The 16,033-nt window shown below is 57.9% G+C and carries 14 protein-coding genes; 13 read left to right on the top strand and 1 reads right to left on the bottom strand.

Features of this window, described 5'->3' with window-relative positions; genetic code table 11:
• Position 1: 1 nt before the first annotated feature.
• Together cheA and cheW are read left to right on the top strand one after the other, a co-directional pair.
• On the top strand, positions 2-2,011 hold the full coding sequence (gene cheA, locus IM290_RS14625) for a chemotaxis protein CheA (RefSeq protein WP_032669618.1): 2,010 nt from the start codon (positions 2-4) through the stop codon (positions 2,009-2,011).
• 19 nt (positions 2,012-2,030) lie between these two features.
• On the top strand, positions 2,031-2,534 hold the full coding sequence (cheW, locus tag IM290_RS14620) for a chemotaxis protein CheW (RefSeq protein WP_003859699.1): 504 nt from the start codon (positions 2,031-2,033) through the stop codon (positions 2,532-2,534).
• A gap of 96 nt (positions 2,535-2,630) precedes the next feature.
• On the opposite strand, the gene IM290_RS14615 is transcribed toward cheW, so the two are convergent.
• Positions 2,631-3,890: a dicarboxylate/amino acid:cation symporter gene (locus IM290_RS14615; protein WP_063138269.1), complete on the bottom strand. Its 1,260-nt coding sequence runs from the start codon at positions 3,888-3,890 to the stop codon at positions 2,631-2,633.
• Between the two features lie 427 nt (positions 3,891-4,317).
• Here IM290_RS14615 and IM290_RS14610 point away from each other — a divergent pair, with 427 nt between their 5' ends.
• The 11 genes from IM290_RS14610 to cheZ all read left to right on the top strand — a co-directional run bounded on the left by IM290_RS14610 (position 4,318) and on the right by cheZ (position 15,936).
• Positions 4,318-4,890: a spore coat protein U domain-containing protein gene (locus IM290_RS14610; protein ID WP_017693232.1), complete on the top strand. Its 573-nt coding sequence runs from the start codon at positions 4,318-4,320 to the stop codon at positions 4,888-4,890.
• 7 nt (positions 4,891-4,897) lie between these two features.
• Positions 4,898-5,446, top strand: a complete 549-nt coding sequence (locus IM290_RS14605) for a spore coat U domain-containing protein (protein WP_032669620.1) — start codon at positions 4,898-4,900, stop codon at positions 5,444-5,446.
• A gap of 16 nt (positions 5,447-5,462) precedes the next feature.
• Complete coding sequence (locus IM290_RS14600; RefSeq protein WP_193041515.1) at positions 5,463-6,224, top strand: molecular chaperone; 762 nt, start codon at positions 5,463-5,465, stop codon at positions 6,222-6,224.
• The gene (locus IM290_RS14595; RefSeq protein ID WP_193041516.1) at positions 6,200-8,584 is read left to right on the top strand and encodes a fimbria/pilus outer membrane usher protein; all 2,385 of its coding nucleotides are present in this window, start codon (positions 6,200-6,202) and stop codon (positions 8,582-8,584) included. Before IM290_RS14600 ends, IM290_RS14595 begins: the two co-directional genes overlap by 25 nt.
• On the top strand, positions 8,581-9,543 hold the full coding sequence (locus IM290_RS14590) for a spore coat U domain-containing protein (protein ID WP_193041517.1): 963 nt from the start codon (positions 8,581-8,583) through the stop codon (positions 9,541-9,543). Before IM290_RS14595 ends, IM290_RS14590 begins: the two co-directional genes overlap by 4 nt.
• An 85-nt stretch (positions 9,544-9,628) precedes the next feature.
• Positions 9,629-11,296, top strand: coding sequence for a methyl-accepting chemotaxis protein II (gene tar / locus IM290_RS14585; RefSeq protein ID WP_017384411.1), 1,668 nt, complete (start codon positions 9,629-9,631; stop codon positions 11,294-11,296).
• Positions 11,297-11,340: 44 nt separating this feature from the next.
• Positions 11,341-12,942 (top strand): methyl-accepting chemotaxis protein IV, encoded by a 1,602-nt coding sequence (tap, locus tag IM290_RS14580; protein WP_017693235.1) that lies wholly within the window; start codon positions 11,341-11,343, stop codon positions 12,940-12,942.
• Positions 12,943-12,961: 19 nt separating this feature from the next.
• Positions 12,962-13,828, top strand: coding sequence for a protein-glutamate O-methyltransferase CheR (gene cheR, locus IM290_RS14575; RefSeq protein WP_017384409.1), 867 nt, complete (start codon positions 12,962-12,964; stop codon positions 13,826-13,828).
• Positions 13,825-14,874 carry a chemotaxis response regulator protein-glutamate methylesterase gene (locus IM290_RS14570; protein WP_014884341.1) on the top strand — a complete coding sequence of 350 codons (1,050 nt, stop codon included), beginning with the start codon at positions 13,825-13,827 and terminating at the stop codon, positions 14,872-14,874. The genes cheR and IM290_RS14570 overlap by 4 nt, the downstream gene beginning before the upstream one ends.
• 17 nt (positions 14,875-14,891) lie before the next feature.
• Positions 14,892-15,281, top strand: coding sequence for a chemotaxis response regulator CheY (cheY, locus tag IM290_RS14565; RefSeq protein ID WP_000763862.1), 390 nt, complete (start codon positions 14,892-14,894; stop codon positions 15,279-15,281).
• A 10-nt stretch (positions 15,282-15,291) separates the two neighbouring features.
• The gene (gene cheZ / locus IM290_RS14560) at positions 15,292-15,936 is read left to right on the top strand and encodes a protein phosphatase CheZ (protein WP_003859718.1); all 645 of its coding nucleotides are present in this window, start codon (positions 15,292-15,294) and stop codon (positions 15,934-15,936) included.
• Positions 15,937-16,033: the final 97 nt, after the last annotated feature.

Genomic DNA, 16,033 nt, shown 5'->3' with positions numbered 1-16,033 from the left:
CGTGAGCATGGATATTACCGATTTTTACCAGACATTTTTTGATGAAGCCGACGAATTGTTGGCCGATATGGAGCAACATTTGCTGGATCTGGTGCCAGAGGCACCGGACTCAGAACAGCTCAATGCCATCTTCCGTGCGGCGCATTCCATTAAAGGCGGTGCCGGAACGTTTGGATTTACCATTTTGCAGGAAACCACCCATTTAATGGAAAACCTGCTGGATGAAGCACGACGCGGTGAGATGCAGCTCAATACCGACATTATCAACCTGTTTTTGGAAACGAAAGATATTATGCAGGAACAGCTCGACGCCTATAAAAGTTCGGCAGAGCCTGATGCCGCCAGCTTTGAATACATCTGCAACGCGCTGCGTCAGTTAGCGCTGGAAGCCAAAGGTGAGGCGTCTGCGCCCGCTGTCCCTGCGGCAAAACTGAGCGTTGTTGACGCCGTGGCCGAACCCGATACGGCGCCTGACGCGCCCGCAGGAAAACTGCGCGTGGTGCTGTCACGTCTGAAGGAGAACGAGGTCAACCTGCTGGAAGAGGAGCTGGGTAACCTGGCGACGCTCAGCAACGTGGTGAAGGGCAAAGACAGCCTGGCCGCGACGCTTGACGATGGGATCGGCCAGGATGACATCGTGGCGGTGCTCTGCTTCGTGATTGAAGCGGATCAGATTGCGTTTGAAACCGAGGCGGCGGCCGTTGAAGCGCCTGCTCCGGCAGAGAATACCCCTGCGGTAGTTGCCGCTGCCCCGGCCCTGAAAGCCGTGCCAAAAGAGACGGCCGCTCCGGCCCGCGGTGAAAAACCAGCGGCGCGTTCCAGCGAGTCCACGAGCATTCGCGTGGCGGTGGAGAAAGTGGATCAGCTGATCAACCTGGTGGGTGAACTGGTCATCACCCAGTCGATGCTGGCCCAGCGCTCCAACGAGCTGGACCCGGTGACCCATGGCGATCTCATCACCAGCATGGGCCAGTTACAACGTAACGCCCGCGATTTGCAGGAATCGGTGATGTCCATCCGCATGATGCCGATGGAATATGTCTTCAGCCGCTTCCCGCGCCTGGTGCGCGACCTGGCCGGCAAGCTCAACAAACAGATCGAACTCACGCTGATGGGCAGCTCCACCGAGCTGGACAAGAGCCTGATTGAACGCATTATCGATCCGTTAACGCACCTGGTGCGTAACAGCCTCGACCACGGCATCGAGCTGCCGGAAAACCGCGTAGCAGCTGGAAAATCGCCCGTGGGCAACCTGATCCTGTCAGCGGAACATCAGGGCGGCAACATCTGCATCGAAGTGACCGATGATGGCGCCGGCCTGAACCGCGAGCGCATTCTGGCGAAGGCGATTTCGCAGGGAATGGCGGTTAACGAAAACATGACCGACGAAGAAGTGGGCATGTTGATTTTTGCCCCGGGCTTCTCAACCGCAGAGCAGGTCACCGACGTTTCCGGCCGCGGCGTGGGCATGGACGTGGTGAAACGTAACATTCAGGAGATGGGCGGTCACGTTGAGATCCAGTCTAAGCAGGGCGCGGGCACCACGATTCGCATCCTGTTGCCGCTGACGCTGGCCATTCTTGACGGCATGTCCGTTAAAGTGGCGGACGAAGTCTTTATTCTGCCGCTGAACGCGGTGATGGAGTCCCTCCAGCCGCGTGAAGAAGATCTGCATCCGCTGGCGGGCGGCGAGCGCGTGCTCGAAGTGCGCGGCGAGTACCTGCCGCTGGTGGAACTGTGGAAAGTGTTTGAAGTGGACGGGGCAAAAACCGAGGCCACGCAGGGTATCGTTGTGATCCTGCAAAGCGCCGGACGCCGCTACGCGCTGCTGGTCGATCAGCTGATTGGTCAGCATCAGGTGGTGGTTAAGAACCTGGAAAGTAACTACCGCAAAGTGCCGGGGATCTCTGCTGCCACCATCCTGGGTGATGGTAGCGTCGCGCTGATCGTCGATGTATCGGCACTTCAGGGATTAAATCGTGAACAACGTGTGGCGAACACAGCCGCCTGATTAAGTAAAAGGTAATAACATGACCGGTATGAGTAACGTAACGAAACTGGCGGGCGAGCCATCTGGGCAGGAATTCCTGGTTTTCACTTTAGGTGATGAAGAGTACGGTATCGACATCCTGAAAGTGCAGGAAATTCGCGGTTACGACCAGGTAACGCGTATTGCGAACACGCCAGCGTTTATCAAGGGTGTGACCAACCTGCGCGGTGTGATTGTGCCCATCGTGGACCTGCGCGTGAAGTTTAGCCAGGGCGATGTGGAGTACAACGATAACACGGTGGTGATCGTCCTGAATCTGGGGCAGCGCGTGGTGGGGATCGTGGTGGATGGCGTGTCTGATGTGCTGTCGCTGACCGCCGATCAAATCCGTCCTGCGCCGGAGTTTGCGGTCACGCTGTCGACGGAATACCTGACGGGGCTGGGTGCGCTCGGCGAGCGTATGCTGATTCTGGTGAATATTGAGAAGCTGCTGAACAGCGAAGAGATGGCGCTGCTGGATATCGCGGCGAATCATGTAGCATAAAACAAAGCCGGGTGGCGGCTTCGCCTTACCCGGCCTACAAATGGCTCGAACACGTAGGCCGGGTAAGCGTCAGCGCCACCCGGCTCTTTTGTATCCTTACGCCTCCTGCTCCACCAGCGCTGATTCCGCTTCCCGCGCCCCTTCATTCTGCGACAGCATCGCCGTCGCAATCCCGTTCCCCAGCACGTTAATGGCCGATCGTCCCATATCCAGGAAATGGTCAATCCCCATCAGCAGCAGGATCCCGGCCACCGGAATGTTAAAGCTCGGAATAGTTGCCGCCAGCACCACCAGCGACGAGCGCGGTACGCCCGCAATCCCTTTCGAGGCCAGCATCAACGTTAACATTAGCACCGTCACCTCGGTGAAACTCAGGTGAATGTTGTATGCCTGGGCGATAAACATCGAGGCGAACGAGCAGTACACCATGGAGCCGACCAGGTTAAACGAGTAGCCGATCGGCAGGACGAAAGAGGCGATATTACGTGAACAGCCGAAGCGCGCTAACTGCTCCAGCGTTTTCGGGTATGCCGCTTCTGAGCTGCTGGTGGTAAACGCGACCAGCACCGGATCTTTCAGCATCGCCACCAGACGGAAAATCTCTTTTTTCAGCACCATGTAACCTACCGCCAGCAATACCAGACAGGTCAGAAGGATCGCCACATAGTAACCGCCAATGAACGAGGCATAGTTCAGCAAAATGCCCAGACCCTGAGTGGCAATCACGGACGAAATCGCGGCAAAAATGGCCAGCGGCGCAACGTACATCACATAGCCCGTCACTTTCAGCATAATGTGGGAGACCACATCCAGCGCCGCCACCAGCGGGGCGTTGAATTTTTGACCTAATGACGCGCCGCCGATGCCGAAGAACATCGAGAAGACCACAATTTGCAGGATCTCATTGTTCGCCATCGCGCCGACAATACTGGTTGGAATAGTGTGTGACAGGAAGGCTTTCAGCGACATCCCGCTAACGGCCAGGCCGGTATCAACCGTCTCTGTCGGAATGCTCAGGTTCAGACCGCTGCCGGGTTGTTCAAGGGTAACAATAAACAGCCCCACCAGAATGGAAAGTACGGATGAGCTGATAAACCACACCATCGCTTTACCCCCGACGCGCCCAATCGTCGACGTTTCACCCAGCTTCATAATGCCCACCGTCAGGGTGCTGAACACCAGCGGGGCAATCACCATCTTAATCAGCCGCAGGAAAATATCGGTCAGCAGGGTGATGTTCTCCGACCAGGCCTGTATCGCGTCGGGCGAAGCATACTCATGGATTGCCGCACCTGAAAGAATGCCCGCCAGCATGAAAATCACGATGAAGAGCGTGAGTTTGTTTGCACTTGCCACAAAAAGATCCTCTATGCGCTAAAAGAGTTTCCTGCGTCAATGCATACAAAATTTTTATTTAAGCGCAGGAAAATATTCGGGGCATAAATTGAAGTAAAGCTGCGTGAGTTACAACTTGTTTTTAATTTTTATGAAATTCGTTGTTTTTATGATGACGATATATTGTGACGCAGATCACGTTACAGGCGATATATCCTCAAATTAAGCAAATATAATGCCCGTTTTATTTTGCTAACTCTTTGTAATGTTTGTTAATAGTCTGTTAATTGGAGGGCGGGTGTCTCACCTTCGCTGAAAGTGGTTGAAGCGTGAACCATAAACTAAATTCTCAGTAACCGCGCCGGGGAATGTTTAAGCGAGGCTAACATACTGAACAGTATGAATAAAATAGGGTAAGCGGACCATTATTTCTTCTGGAGGGTGGTAAATGAAAAGAACACTTCTTTTTATCTGCGCGGGTACACTGCTGACGGCGGCGACTGTCGGTCAGGCGCTGGCAGTCACCAGCAGCGGTACTATCGGGGCGACGCTGACGCTGACGAACGGTTGTTTGATCAACGGCTCGCCAACGCAAAACGGCATTAACTTCGGGACACTCGATTTCGGGACCCATCCTGCGACATTCTCCACCCTGACAACCCAGTTAACCGGGGCCAGCGGCGGAAACACCTTTACCATTCAATGTACCACTGCCAGTTACACGGTGGCGATCACCGGCAACACCAACGCGACCGCACCCGGAACCGTTGTCGGCACCCCCGGCACACCCGCCCGCTATCTGGTGAACACCGCCAATGCGGCACAGGGCGTGGCATACAGCCTCTATAGCGACAGCGGGTACAACAACGTGATCGCTAACAACGCCGCGTTGCCCGTTGCCTCCACGGCGGGCGGGGTGGACAGCTATACCCTCTACGGACGCATAACGGGCGGTGGCAATAGCGTAACGGTTGTACCGGGAACCTATACCGACACGATTAACGTCAGCGTCACCTACTGATTCAGCCATGAAGGCATTGTGTTTATGTCTGCGCGAAAGCGCAGAGGGCGTCGTGCACCCTTTTTTGGCCCTGATCGTCGGGCTGATGATGAACTGCGACGCCAGAGCGGTGACCTCCCAGTCCTTCAGGGTGAGCGCGACGGTAGTACCAGGGTGCTCGGTGAGTACCGGCACGGGGGGGCGCTTTGGGACGCTGGATTTTGGAACCCGTAACGGCGTGGACAACACGCCGGTCAGCACCAGCTTTGTCGCCGACGGTGCGTTGTCCATCGCCTGCACGCCGGGCGTGGCGCTGAGCATGAGCATTGACGGCGGCCAGAATTACAGCTCGGTGCGACGGATGACGCGTTCAGGCGGGACCGAAGTTGTTGGTTACCGGCTTTACAGCAGCAGCTCTCTGGCGGCGAACAGCGAAATTGGGGTTAACCAGGCCATACCGATTACCTATACCAACAGCAATAACATCGCGCTGCCTCTTTTTGGCGTCGCGCTCCTGACGGGGTTTAGCCTGCCGGGAACATATTCAGATCAACTCACCGTGACCTTGTCATGGTAGGAAAGGGAGAACATCGATGAAGCCATTTTTCAGGCGATCAGGCCTGGTGGGTCTGTTGGGGGCAACGGCTCTGGCAGCGGGCCAGGCGCAGGCAGCGGCAACCATTCTTTTGTGGCCCATCGATCCGTGGCTTTCGGCAGAGGCCAGAGCAACTGAATTGTGGATCCAGAATCAGGGCAACAGCGCCACGACAATGCAGGTGCGTATTGTGCGCTGGAAGCAGGAGGGCGGATATGAGCGTTACACCGCCCAGCAGGATGTGGTCGCCAGCCCGCCGATCGTGACCATCGCCACAGGCAGTAAACAGCTTATTCGCCTCATCAAGCAGGGGACGATCCCGTCGGGGGTTGAGCAGGCCTACCGCATTATTGTGGATGAAATTCCCCAGCCGGATGCCAAAGCGGAACCGTCCATGGGCCTCAAACTGCAAATGCGCTATTCCATTCCCTTATTTGTTTATGGGCAGGGGATCCCCACCCTCAACGAAGGGGCGCACCACGCGCTGGCGAATACTCAACAGCTGAGCTGGCGGGTCGTTCAGGAAGGGGGGAAACCCGCGCTTCAGGTCCGTAATCAGGGGGATGTGCACGTCCGGCTCAGCCAGGTTGCGGTTGAGCAGGGCGGGCAAAAACGCACGGTTGCCGAGGGGCTGCTGGGTTATGTGCTGCCAGGCAGCACCCGAAGCTGGCCGCTTCCGGCTGGGATTTATCAGCCGAACCGGATGAGCGCGCAAATTAATGCCAGGGATACGCAATGGCAATCGACGCCCGTCAACTGAAACCGGCGATGATGATCCTGCTTTGCGTCAGTACCAGCGCCTTTGCCGAAACCGGCGACGACAGTTTACCGCCGCCGCCGGATGCACGGACGATAAACGGCGAAGCAGTATTCCAGCTCGCCCTGGTGCTGAACCACTATGACACGGGTCTGGTGGTGCCGGTGACGCAGCGTGAGGGCGCCTGGTTTATTTCGGGCGCGGATTTGCTCCGCGCCGGGCTGCCGCCCGCGCATGTGCCAGCCGGAGAGGTGAATCTCTCGACGCTTACGTCGGTACGCGCAGAGTACGACAGCACGGCCCAGCGCCTGTTGCTGACGGTCCCCCGGGACTGGGTCGCGGCGCGGGTCACGCCTTTCAGTGAGCAGAGCACGCAAAGCAAACCGCACTATGGCCGCGGCGCGCTGCTCAATTACGACGTTTATACCAACCATTCCGAACACACGGGCGGCCAGGCGTCGGTCTGGCACGAGTTCCGCTATTTCAATGAGGATTATTCATTTTCATCGACGGGTTACGCCCGGCAGAATTTCACCGGTAACAGCGGGCAGCAGGAAGGGTACGTGCGTTATGACTCTACCTTACTGATCACCAACGAAGAGGATGCCACCACCTGGTCCGCCGGGGACGTCATCAGCGATGCGCTGAGCTGGAGCACCAGCGTGCGCATGGGCGGGATCAGCTACGGGCGCGACTTCTCCCTGCGTCCGGATCTGGTGACCTGGCCGCTGCCGGCGTTTTCCGGCGAGGCGGCTGTCCCGACATCGGTCGATCTCTTTATTAACGGCTACCGTTCCGGCTCCACCCGCCTTCAGCCGGGGCCGTTTACCCTCACCAATCTGCCGTATATCAACGGTGCTGGCGATGCAGTACTGGTTACCACTGATGCGCTGGGTCGTCAGGTGAGTACCACGCTGCCGTTTTATGTCAGCAGCGATCTGCTTAAGCAGGGGTTAAGCGACGGCGCCGTGACGCTGGGCAGCCTGCGGCGTAACTACGGTATTGAGAATCTTGACTATGGCCCGGCGGCGGGCAGCGGATCGTACCGCTACGGGGTGACCGACTGGCTGACGCTGGAGGGGCATGCGGAAGGGGCGGAGTCGCTGGTGCTTGGCGGCGCGGGCACGGTACTGAAGCTCGGGCGTTTTGGCGTGGTAAATACCTCGTGGACCCAAAGCCGCATGCGCGGCGACAGCGGCGGCCAGATAAACTGGGGCTATCAATACAACACCAGCGAGTTTAGCGTAGCGACCCAGCATACCCGACGTGATCGTGGTTTTGGCAATCTCGCCCTGTACGATCAGCCCACCGTTTATGATGAAAATGATAACCCCGTTGCCAGCCTGAGCCGCAATACCGACCAGTATTCCTTAACCTTTAACCTCGGCGGATACGGCAATATCGGCGCGGCGTGGATCGGCGTTGAGAGTTTTGACAGCCAGAAAACTGAACTGCTCAACCTCTCCTGGAGCCGTAATCTGTGGGGCTCAAGCAGTATTTATCTGGCTGCCAGCCGTGACCATCAGCGAGGCGACTGGACGGTTGCGCTGTCGTTGCAGGTTCCCCTCGGCGAACGTGACAGCGCCGCCGTCACCTTTGAAAACACCCCTGACGCAGGCAGCACTCAACGCATTAACTACAACCACTCGATGCCTTCAGACGGCGGATTTAGCTGGAACATGGCCTGGGCCAACCAGTCGCGGTCGAGTAACTATCAGCAGGCCACGCTCGGCTGGCGGAATAACAACGTGGAGCTACAGGGCGGCGGCTACGGTGAGAAGGGCATGATGACCTGGTGGGGCGGGGCGATGGGCTCTGTCGTGCTGATGGACGGTGAGCTGTTTGCGGCGAACAAAATCAACGATGCGTTTGTGGTGATCAGCACCGACGGACATCCGGATGTTCCCGTCAGCTACGAAAACCAGCCGGTCGGAAAAACCAATAACAAAGGCTATCTGCTGGTGAGCGGCGTTTCCGCCTATTACCCGGCAAGTTACCGCATTGATACCCTGAACTTACCCGCGGATACCCGGCTGAAAGAGACCGAGCGTCGGGTGGCGATTCGTCGGCATAACGGTTATCTGGTGGATTTCCCGATGGAGCAGGAGCGGGTTGCCAGCGTGATCCTGCACGATGCGCAGGGCAATGCGATCCCGGTAGGAAGCCAGGTCAGACGCGCGTCCCGCAGCAGCGCGGTTGTCGGCTACGACGGCCTCGCCTGGCTGGAAAACCTCAACGACGTGAATCCGCTCGAGGTCATCACCCCGGAGGGTAAACGCTGTACGGCAACGCTGACCGTTGGCGCAAACCCTGAACATAAGCTGCAAACCTACGGTCCGCTGACCTGTCGGGAGGCGCCGTGAGACGCCTGTTAATCGCGCTCCTGCTGCTGTGCTCCGGCGGCAGCTGGGCGGCCTGTACCGTCAGTACGGTGAATGCCTCGTTTGGCAGCGTCACCTCGTTCGCACTCAGCGGTACCGGGGAAGTGGAAACGACGGGCACGCTGGTGGTGACCTGCGATACCGTTCTCAACCTGTTAACCAACGACTCGGTGACGCTGAATTACACCTCGGCATCCGTCTTCGCGAATAGCCGGGCGACCATGAAGCGTACGGACAACGCGGCTATTACCGATGTCATCCCTGTGCGCCTTTGCGGGGTGTCCGGCTGCGGCGGAAACAGTGAAGTACAAATCAGCAAAGCCTATACCTGGAGCGGAAACACGCTGCTCGGGCTGCTGGGTTCAAGGCGCTACAACATTCCCCTTTATTTCCGGACCGTAATGGGGCAGAACGTCACCGCCGGGCCGTATCAGGTGCTGTTAACGTTCAGCATTAACTACAACGTGTGCGCCGTTGGCGCGGTCGGGGCGTGCCTGACCCCGCAAACCGGCACGGCAACCACCTCGATCCTCCTCAACATGACCGTCACCAACGATTGCAGCACCATGACCACGCCGGACGTGAATTTTAACAGCGCGCCGCTGGTGCAAAATTTTCCCACCGTTTCACAGTCGGTCGCCGTCACCTGCACCAAGGGCAGCACCTACACCATAGGCATTAATAATGGGGCAAACGCCCTGAACAACGTGCGTCGTATGGTCAGCGGCAGCAACTTCATGAGTTACGACATCTATAAAGAGGCGACCAGCAACCGCTGGGGCGGCAGCGGCAGCGAGCGCTGGGCCAGCGCCAGCTCATCGCAGGTCAGTACGGACGGGCTTTTACGTACCTACAACTACACCGCCAAAGTTCTGACCAGCCAGGCCACGCCGCCTGCCGGAACCTACACCGATACGCTGATTGTCGACGTCGCATTCTGACTCCCGCGCTTTTCCCTTTCGCAAATGTAAAGTTCCTGTGGCCTGTGCCGATAACACCGTTAATAAATCTATGAGAAGGTGTTGTATGTTGAACCGTATCCGCGTTGTCACAATGCTTATGATGGTGCTGGTCATTTTCGCACTTCTTCAGCTTACTTCTGGCGGCCTCTTTTTCTCGTCGTTAAAACAGAACCAGGACAGCTTCGCGGCCTCGAACGATTTGCGAATGCAGCAAAGCGAACTGACCACGACCTGGGATCTGATGTTGCAGACGCGTATCAACCTGAGCCGCTCGTCTGCCCGCATGATGATGGACCCAAATAACCAGCAGAGCAGCGCAAAAACGGAACTGCTGAAGAATGCGCGCGCCACGCTGGCAGACGCGGCGAAACATTACGACGCCTTCAAAAAAATCGCCCCTCAGCCGGCAATGGCGCAGGCGAGCGCGAACATAGATGAAAAATATCAGGCCTACTTCGCCGGCCTCACGGAGCTGGTGCAGTTCCTGGAGAAGGGCAATATGGACGCCTATTTCGCGCAGCCGACCCAGGGAATGCAGAACGCCCTCGGCGCGGCGCTCGGCGAGTACGCTAAAGCCAGCGGCGAGCTTTATCACTCCGCATTCACGCAAAGCCAGAACGACTACCGTTTCGCTAAATGGCAGATGGCGGTTCTCGCCCTCGCGCTGGTCATCGTGCTGGTGGCCGTGTGGTACGGCATTCGTCATATCCTTCTTAACCCGCTTGGCCGCGTCATTGCCCATATCCGTGATATTGGCCGGGGCGATCTCACGAAAACGCTGACCGTTTCTGGGCGCAATGAGATCACCGAGCTGGCAACCAGCGTCGACCATATGCAGCGTTCGCTGATTGATACCGTCGCCAACGTGCGCGAGGGGGCGGATGCCATCTATACCGGCACGAGTGAAATCGCGATGGGCAACAACGATCTCTCGTCCCGTACCGAACAGCAGGCGTCCGCTCTGGAAGAGACGGCGGCCAGCATGGAGCAGCTCACCGCGACCGTGAAGCAGAATGCCGACAATGCCCGCCAGGCGTCGCAGCTTGCAGAAAGCGCGTCCGACACCGCCCAGCGCGGCGGTCGGGTGGTCGACGGCGTGGTGAAAACCATGCATGACATTGCCGACAGCTCGAAGAAAATCGCCGACATCATCAGCGTAATCGACGGTATCGCCTTCCAGACCAATATCCTGGCGCTGAACGCGGCCGTTGAAGCGGCGCGTGCGGGCGAGCAGGGGCGCGGGTTTGCCGTGGTCGCCGGCGAAGTGCGTAACCTCGCCAGCCGCAGCGCCAATGCGGCGAAAGAGATCAAAGCCCTGATTGAAGACTCTGTTTCACGCGTGGATACCGGCTCGGTGCTGGTGGAAAGTGCGGGTGAAACCATGAATGACATCGTGAATGCCGTGACGCGCGTGACGGACATCATGGGTGAAATCGCCTCTGCATCGGATGAGCAGAGTCGTGGTATTGACCAGGTCGCCCTGGCGGTATCGGAAATGGATCGTGTGACGCAGCAAAACGCCGCCCTGGTGCAGGAGTCCGCTGCCGCGGCCGCTGCGCTGGAGGACCAGGCGAGCCGCCTGAAAATGGCCGTCTCGGCGTTCCGTCTTACTTCAAAAACGACAAATACGGTCAGCTCGCGGTCGGCGTACAGCGAAGCAACCCCGGCGCCCGTGACAACACGTACGCGCGCAGCGGTGACCGGACAAGATGAAAACTGGGAAACATTTTGACTGACAATTAAACCGCGGCTGCTTGCCGCTTGATGGGAGCGTGGATGTTAAATCGTATTCGTATCTCGACCACACTGTTTTTGATTCTGATCCTGTGTGGGGTTTTGCAGGTTGGCAGTAACGGGTTGTCTTTCTGGGCGTTTCGCGATGGCTATCAGAATTTGCAGGAAGTTGAGACGAGTAATCAGCAGCGCTCCGCACTGGCACAAACGCGTGCCGTGCTGTTGCAGGCAAGCACTGCGCTGAACAAAGCAGGGACGTTAACCGCGCTGAGCTATCCGCCGGAGGATATTAAGGCGCTGATGGTCGTGGCCCGCAGCAGCCTGAAGCAGGCCGACGCGCAGTTTAAGGCCTTTACGGCGCAGGAGGCGGTCAGTGAGAAAGAGAAAGCGCTGAAAGTCGCCATGAAAAAGACCTTTGATGTGTGGTACGGCGATCTCGACCATCAGGCGACGTGGCTGGAGAACAACCAGCTTTCTGACTTCCTGACCGCGCCGGTGCAGGCGTCTCAGGCGGCGTTCGACGGCAGCTTTAACGCCTGGCAGCAGGATATTAACCAGTTTGTGGCGCGTGCCGGTGCGGACAGCCGTACCAGCTACCGCATGTCAGGGGCGATTTTCCTGACCATGGTGATCCTGGCCGCCCTGCTGACCGGCGGCTCGCTGTGGTGGTCGCGCAAAATGATCGTCCAGCCGCTGGCCATCGTCAGCAGCCACTTCGACAGTATGGCGAAGGGCGATCTGGCGCGTCCGGTGGCCGTGTATGGCAGGAATGAAATATCAGCGATTTTCGCCAGCCTGAAGGCGATGCAGGGGTCGCTGCGGGAAACGGTAAGCAACGTTCGCCAGGGCAGTTACGCCATGCATACCGGGATCTCCGAGATTGCGGCAGGCAATAACGATCTCTCATCCCGCACCGAACAGCAGGCGGCATCGCTGGCGCAGACGGCGGCCAGCATGGAGCAGCTGACCGCGACGGTAAGCCAGAACGCCGATAACGCGCGTCAGGCGTCCGACTTGTCAAAACAGGCGGCGATGACGGCGAAACGTGGGGGCGATCAGGCCTCTCACGTCGCCAGCACGATGCAGGAGATTGCCGCCAGCTCGCAGAAAATTGGCGACATTATCAGCGTCATCGACGGTATCGCGTTCCAGACCAATATTCTGGCGCTGAACGCGGCCGTTGAAGCGGCGCGTGCCGGGGAGCAGGGGCGCGGGTTCGCGGTGGTTGCCGGTGAAGTCCGAAACCTCGCCAGCCGCAGCGCCAATGCGGCGAAAGAGATCAAAGGGCTGATAGAAGAGTCGGTCTCCCGCGTTCAGCAGGGCTCCGCGCTGGTGGATACCGCCGCGCAGACCATGCACGAGATTGTCACCTCCGTGACGCGGGTTAACGACATTATGGGCGAGATTGCCTCGGCGTCTGATGAACAACGCCGTGGTATTGAGCAGGTGGCGCAGGCCGTTACACAGATGGATCAGGTTACGCAGCAGAACGCCTCACTGGTGGAAGAGGCGGCGGCGGCTACCGATCAGCTGGCAAACCAGGCGGATCACCTTACCGGGTTGGTCGCCGTATTTAATGTGAAAGAGCACGTTGAAGCAGTAACAGAAGTCGGACGGTCACAGGCCGTGCCCGTTGTATCCTGAATGTGATTAAGAAGGCGCTATGACATCACCCATGCCCTCAGGGCAAACGTCATTATTGTTGCAGATGACACAGCGCCTCGCGCTGTCCGACGCGCATTTTCGTCGGATATGTCAGTTAATCTACCAGCGTGCGGGGATCGTGCTTGCGGACCATAAGCGAGACATGGTCTACAACCGGCTGGTGCGGCGCTTGCGTACGCTGGGGCTGGATGATTTTGGCCGCTATCTGAGCATGCTCGAAGCGAACCAGAACAGCGCCGAATGGCAGGCATTTATCAACTCATTAACCACCAACCTGACCGCGTTTTTCCGCGAGGCGCATCACTTCCCGGTGCTGGCGGAACACGCCCGTCGCCGTAGCGGAGAGTATCGCGTCTGGAGTGCTGCGGCCTCTACCGGGGAAGAGCCGTACTCGCTGGCCATCACCCTGGCGGACACCCTGGGCATGGCGCCGGGCCGCTGGAAAGTGTACGCCAGCGACATCGACACGGAAGTGCTGGAAAAAGCCCGTAACGGTGTTTATCGCCAGGATGAGCTTAAAACGCTGTCGCCTCAGCAGCTACAGCGTTACTTCATGCGCGGTACCGGCCCGCATGAAGGACTGGTGCGCGTACGCCAGGAGCTGGCGAACTGCGTGGAATTTGCTCCCGTTAATTTACTGGATAAGCAGTACAACGTTCCGGGGCCATTCGACGCCATTTTTTGCCGTAACGTGATGATCTATTTTGATAAAACGACGCAGCAGGACATTTTGCGTCGCTTTGTTCCGTTGCTCAAGCCTGACGGTTTACTGTTTGCCGGGCACTCGGAAAACTTCAGCAACCTCGTGCGTGAGTTTAGCCTGCGTGGGCAAACGGTATATGCGCTGAGTAAGGAAAAAGCATGAGTAAAATCAGGGTATTGTCTGTCGATGATTCGGCGCTGATGCGTCAGATCATGACCGAAATCATCAATAGCCACAGCGATATGGAGATGGTGGCGACAGCACCCGATCCGCTGGTCGCGCGGGATTTAATCAAAAAATATAACCCCGACGTGCTGACGCTGGATGTTGAAATGCCGCGCATGGATGGCATCGATTTCCTGGAAAAATTAATGCGCCTGCGCCCGATGCCGGTGGTGATGGTGTCATCTCTGACCGGTAAAGGTTCAGAAATCACCCTGCGCGCGCTGGAGCTGGGGGCGGTGGATTTTGTCACCAAGCCGCAGCTCGGCATTCGCGAGGGGATGCTGGCGTACAGCGAGATGATCGCCGAGAAAATCCGTACCGCGTCGCGCGCAAAACTCGCGGCCCACAAGCCGATGGCAGCTCCGGCAACCCTGAAGGCAGGGCCGTTACTCAGCTCGGAAAAGTTGCTGGTCATTGGGGCGTCAACCGGAGGAACAGAGGCAATTCGCCATGTACTCCAGCCATTGCCGCTCTCAAGCCCGGGTATTCTGATCACGCAACATATGCCGCCAGGGTTTACCCGTTCGTTCGCGGAGCGCCTGAATAAGCTGTGCCAGATCAGCGTGAAAGAGGCGGAAGACGGCGAGCGCGTGCTGCCGGGTCACGCCTATATCGCCCCGGGTGACAAGCACATGGAGCTGGCGCGCAGCGGGGCGAACTATCAAATCAAAATTCATGACGGGCCGCCGGTTAACCGGCACCGTCCGTCGGTGGATGTGCTGTTTCATTCGGTGGCGAAACATGCGGGGCGCAACGCCGTTGGGGTGATCCTGACGGGAATGGGCAACGACGGCGCCGCCGGAATGCTTGCGATGCACCAGGCTGGCGCCTGGACGATTGCGCAGAATGAAGCAAGTTGTGTGGTGTTCGGCATGCCGCGCGAGGCCATCAATATGGGTGGCGTAAGCGAAGTGGTCGATCTTAGCCAGGTAAGCCAGCAGATGCTGGCGAAAATCAGTGCCGGACAGGCAATACGTATTTGACTCAGGAGTATTATTTTATGGCGGATAAAGAGCTTAAGTTTTTGGTTGTGGATGACTTTTCCACCATGCGTCGCATTGTGCGCAACCTGCTGAAAGAGCTGGGCTTCAACAATGTTGAAGAAGCAGAAGACGGGGTGGATGCGCTGAACAAACTCCAGGCTGGCGGGTTTGGTTTTGTGATTTCCGACTGGAACATGCCGAACATGGACGGTCTCGAACTGCTGAAAACCATCCGCGCGGATGCGGGCATGGCCTCTCTGCCGGTGCTGATGGTGACCGCAGAAGCGAAGAAAGAGAACATTATTGCCGCCGCACAGGCGGGCGCAAGCGGCTACGTGGTGAAGCCATTCACCGCGGCGACTCTGGAAGAGAAGCTCGGGAAGATCTTCGAGAAACTCGGCATGTGAGGTGATGGATATGTTGCAACCTGCTATGAAACCCGTTGAAGAACATTCGCCGAGCGACATTATTGCCCGCATTGGTAGCCTGACCCGCATGCTGCGCGACAGCCTGCGTGAGCTGGGGCTGGACCAGGCTATCGCCGAAGCGGCGGAAGCCATCCCTGACGCGCGCGACCGTCTGGACTACGTCGTGCAGATGACCGCGCAGGCGGCCGAGCGTGCGCTGAACAGCGTTGAAGCCTCGCAGCCGCACCAGGATGCGATGGAGAAGGGTGCGAAAGCGCTGAGCAAACGCTGGGATGAGTGGTTTGAGAACCCTATTGAGCTGGCGGATGCCCGCGAACTGGTAACGGATACCCGTCAGTACCTGGGTGACGTGCCGGGCCACACCAGCTTCACTAACGCCCAGCTGCTGGACATCATGATGGCGCAGGATTTCCAGGACCTCACCGGCCAGGTGATCAAGCGCATGATGGATGTGATCCAGGAGATTGAACGTCAGCTGCTGATGGTGCTGCTGGAGAACATACCGGAACCAGCTGCCCGTCCGAAACGCGAGAACGAAAGCCTGCTCAATGGTCCACAGCTTGACACCAGCAAAGCGGGCGTGGTGGCAAGCCAGGATCAGGTGGACGATCTGCTGGACAGTCTTGGTTTCTGATTGCCCGTTCTGCCTCAGGTCGTTAACTCGGCCTGAGGCAGCTCAGAACAAAAACAGCGAAAAGAGCCCGAATAAACGGGCTTTTCCCGCCATTGGA

Origin of the sequence: Enterobacter cloacae complex sp. S1, assembly GCF_014930525.1 — a bacterium.
GTDB lineage: Bacteria > Pseudomonadota > Gammaproteobacteria > Enterobacterales > Enterobacteriaceae > Enterobacter > Enterobacter hormaechei_C.
The sequence above is the reverse complement of the archived record's forward strand: the minus strand, read 5'-3'. Positions and strand labels throughout refer to the sequence as shown.

Excerpts from the sequence above, each read along its gene's own strand:
- cheW (WP_003859699.1), top strand. The coding sequence starts at position 2,031 with ATGACCGGTATGAGTAACGTAACGAAACTGGCGGGCGAGCCATCTGGG.
- IM290_RS14610 (WP_017693232.1), top strand. The coding sequence starts at position 4,318 with ATGAAAAGAACACTTCTTTTTATCTGCGCGGGTACACTGCTGACGGCG.
- IM290_RS14605 (WP_032669620.1), top strand. The coding sequence starts at position 4,898 with ATGAAGGCATTGTGTTTATGTCTGCGCGAAAGCGCAGAGGGCGTCGTG.
- IM290_RS14600 (WP_193041515.1), top strand. The coding sequence starts at position 5,463 with ATGAAGCCATTTTTCAGGCGATCAGGCCTGGTGGGTCTGTTGGGGGCA.
- IM290_RS14595 (WP_193041516.1), top strand. The coding sequence starts at position 6,200 with ATGGCAATCGACGCCCGTCAACTGAAACCGGCGATGATGATCCTGCTT.
- tar (WP_017384411.1), top strand. The coding sequence starts at position 9,629 with ATGTTGAACCGTATCCGCGTTGTCACAATGCTTATGATGGTGCTGGTC.
- tap (WP_017693235.1), top strand. The coding sequence starts at position 11,341 with ATGTTAAATCGTATTCGTATCTCGACCACACTGTTTTTGATTCTGATC.
- cheR (WP_017384409.1), top strand. The coding sequence starts at position 12,962 with ATGACATCACCCATGCCCTCAGGGCAAACGTCATTATTGTTGCAGATG.
- IM290_RS14570 (WP_014884341.1), top strand. The coding sequence starts at position 13,825 with ATGAGTAAAATCAGGGTATTGTCTGTCGATGATTCGGCGCTGATGCGT.
- cheY (WP_000763862.1), top strand. The coding sequence starts at position 14,892 with ATGGCGGATAAAGAGCTTAAGTTTTTGGTTGTGGATGACTTTTCCACC.
- cheZ (WP_003859718.1), top strand. The coding sequence starts at position 15,292 with ATGTTGCAACCTGCTATGAAACCCGTTGAAGAACATTCGCCGAGCGAC.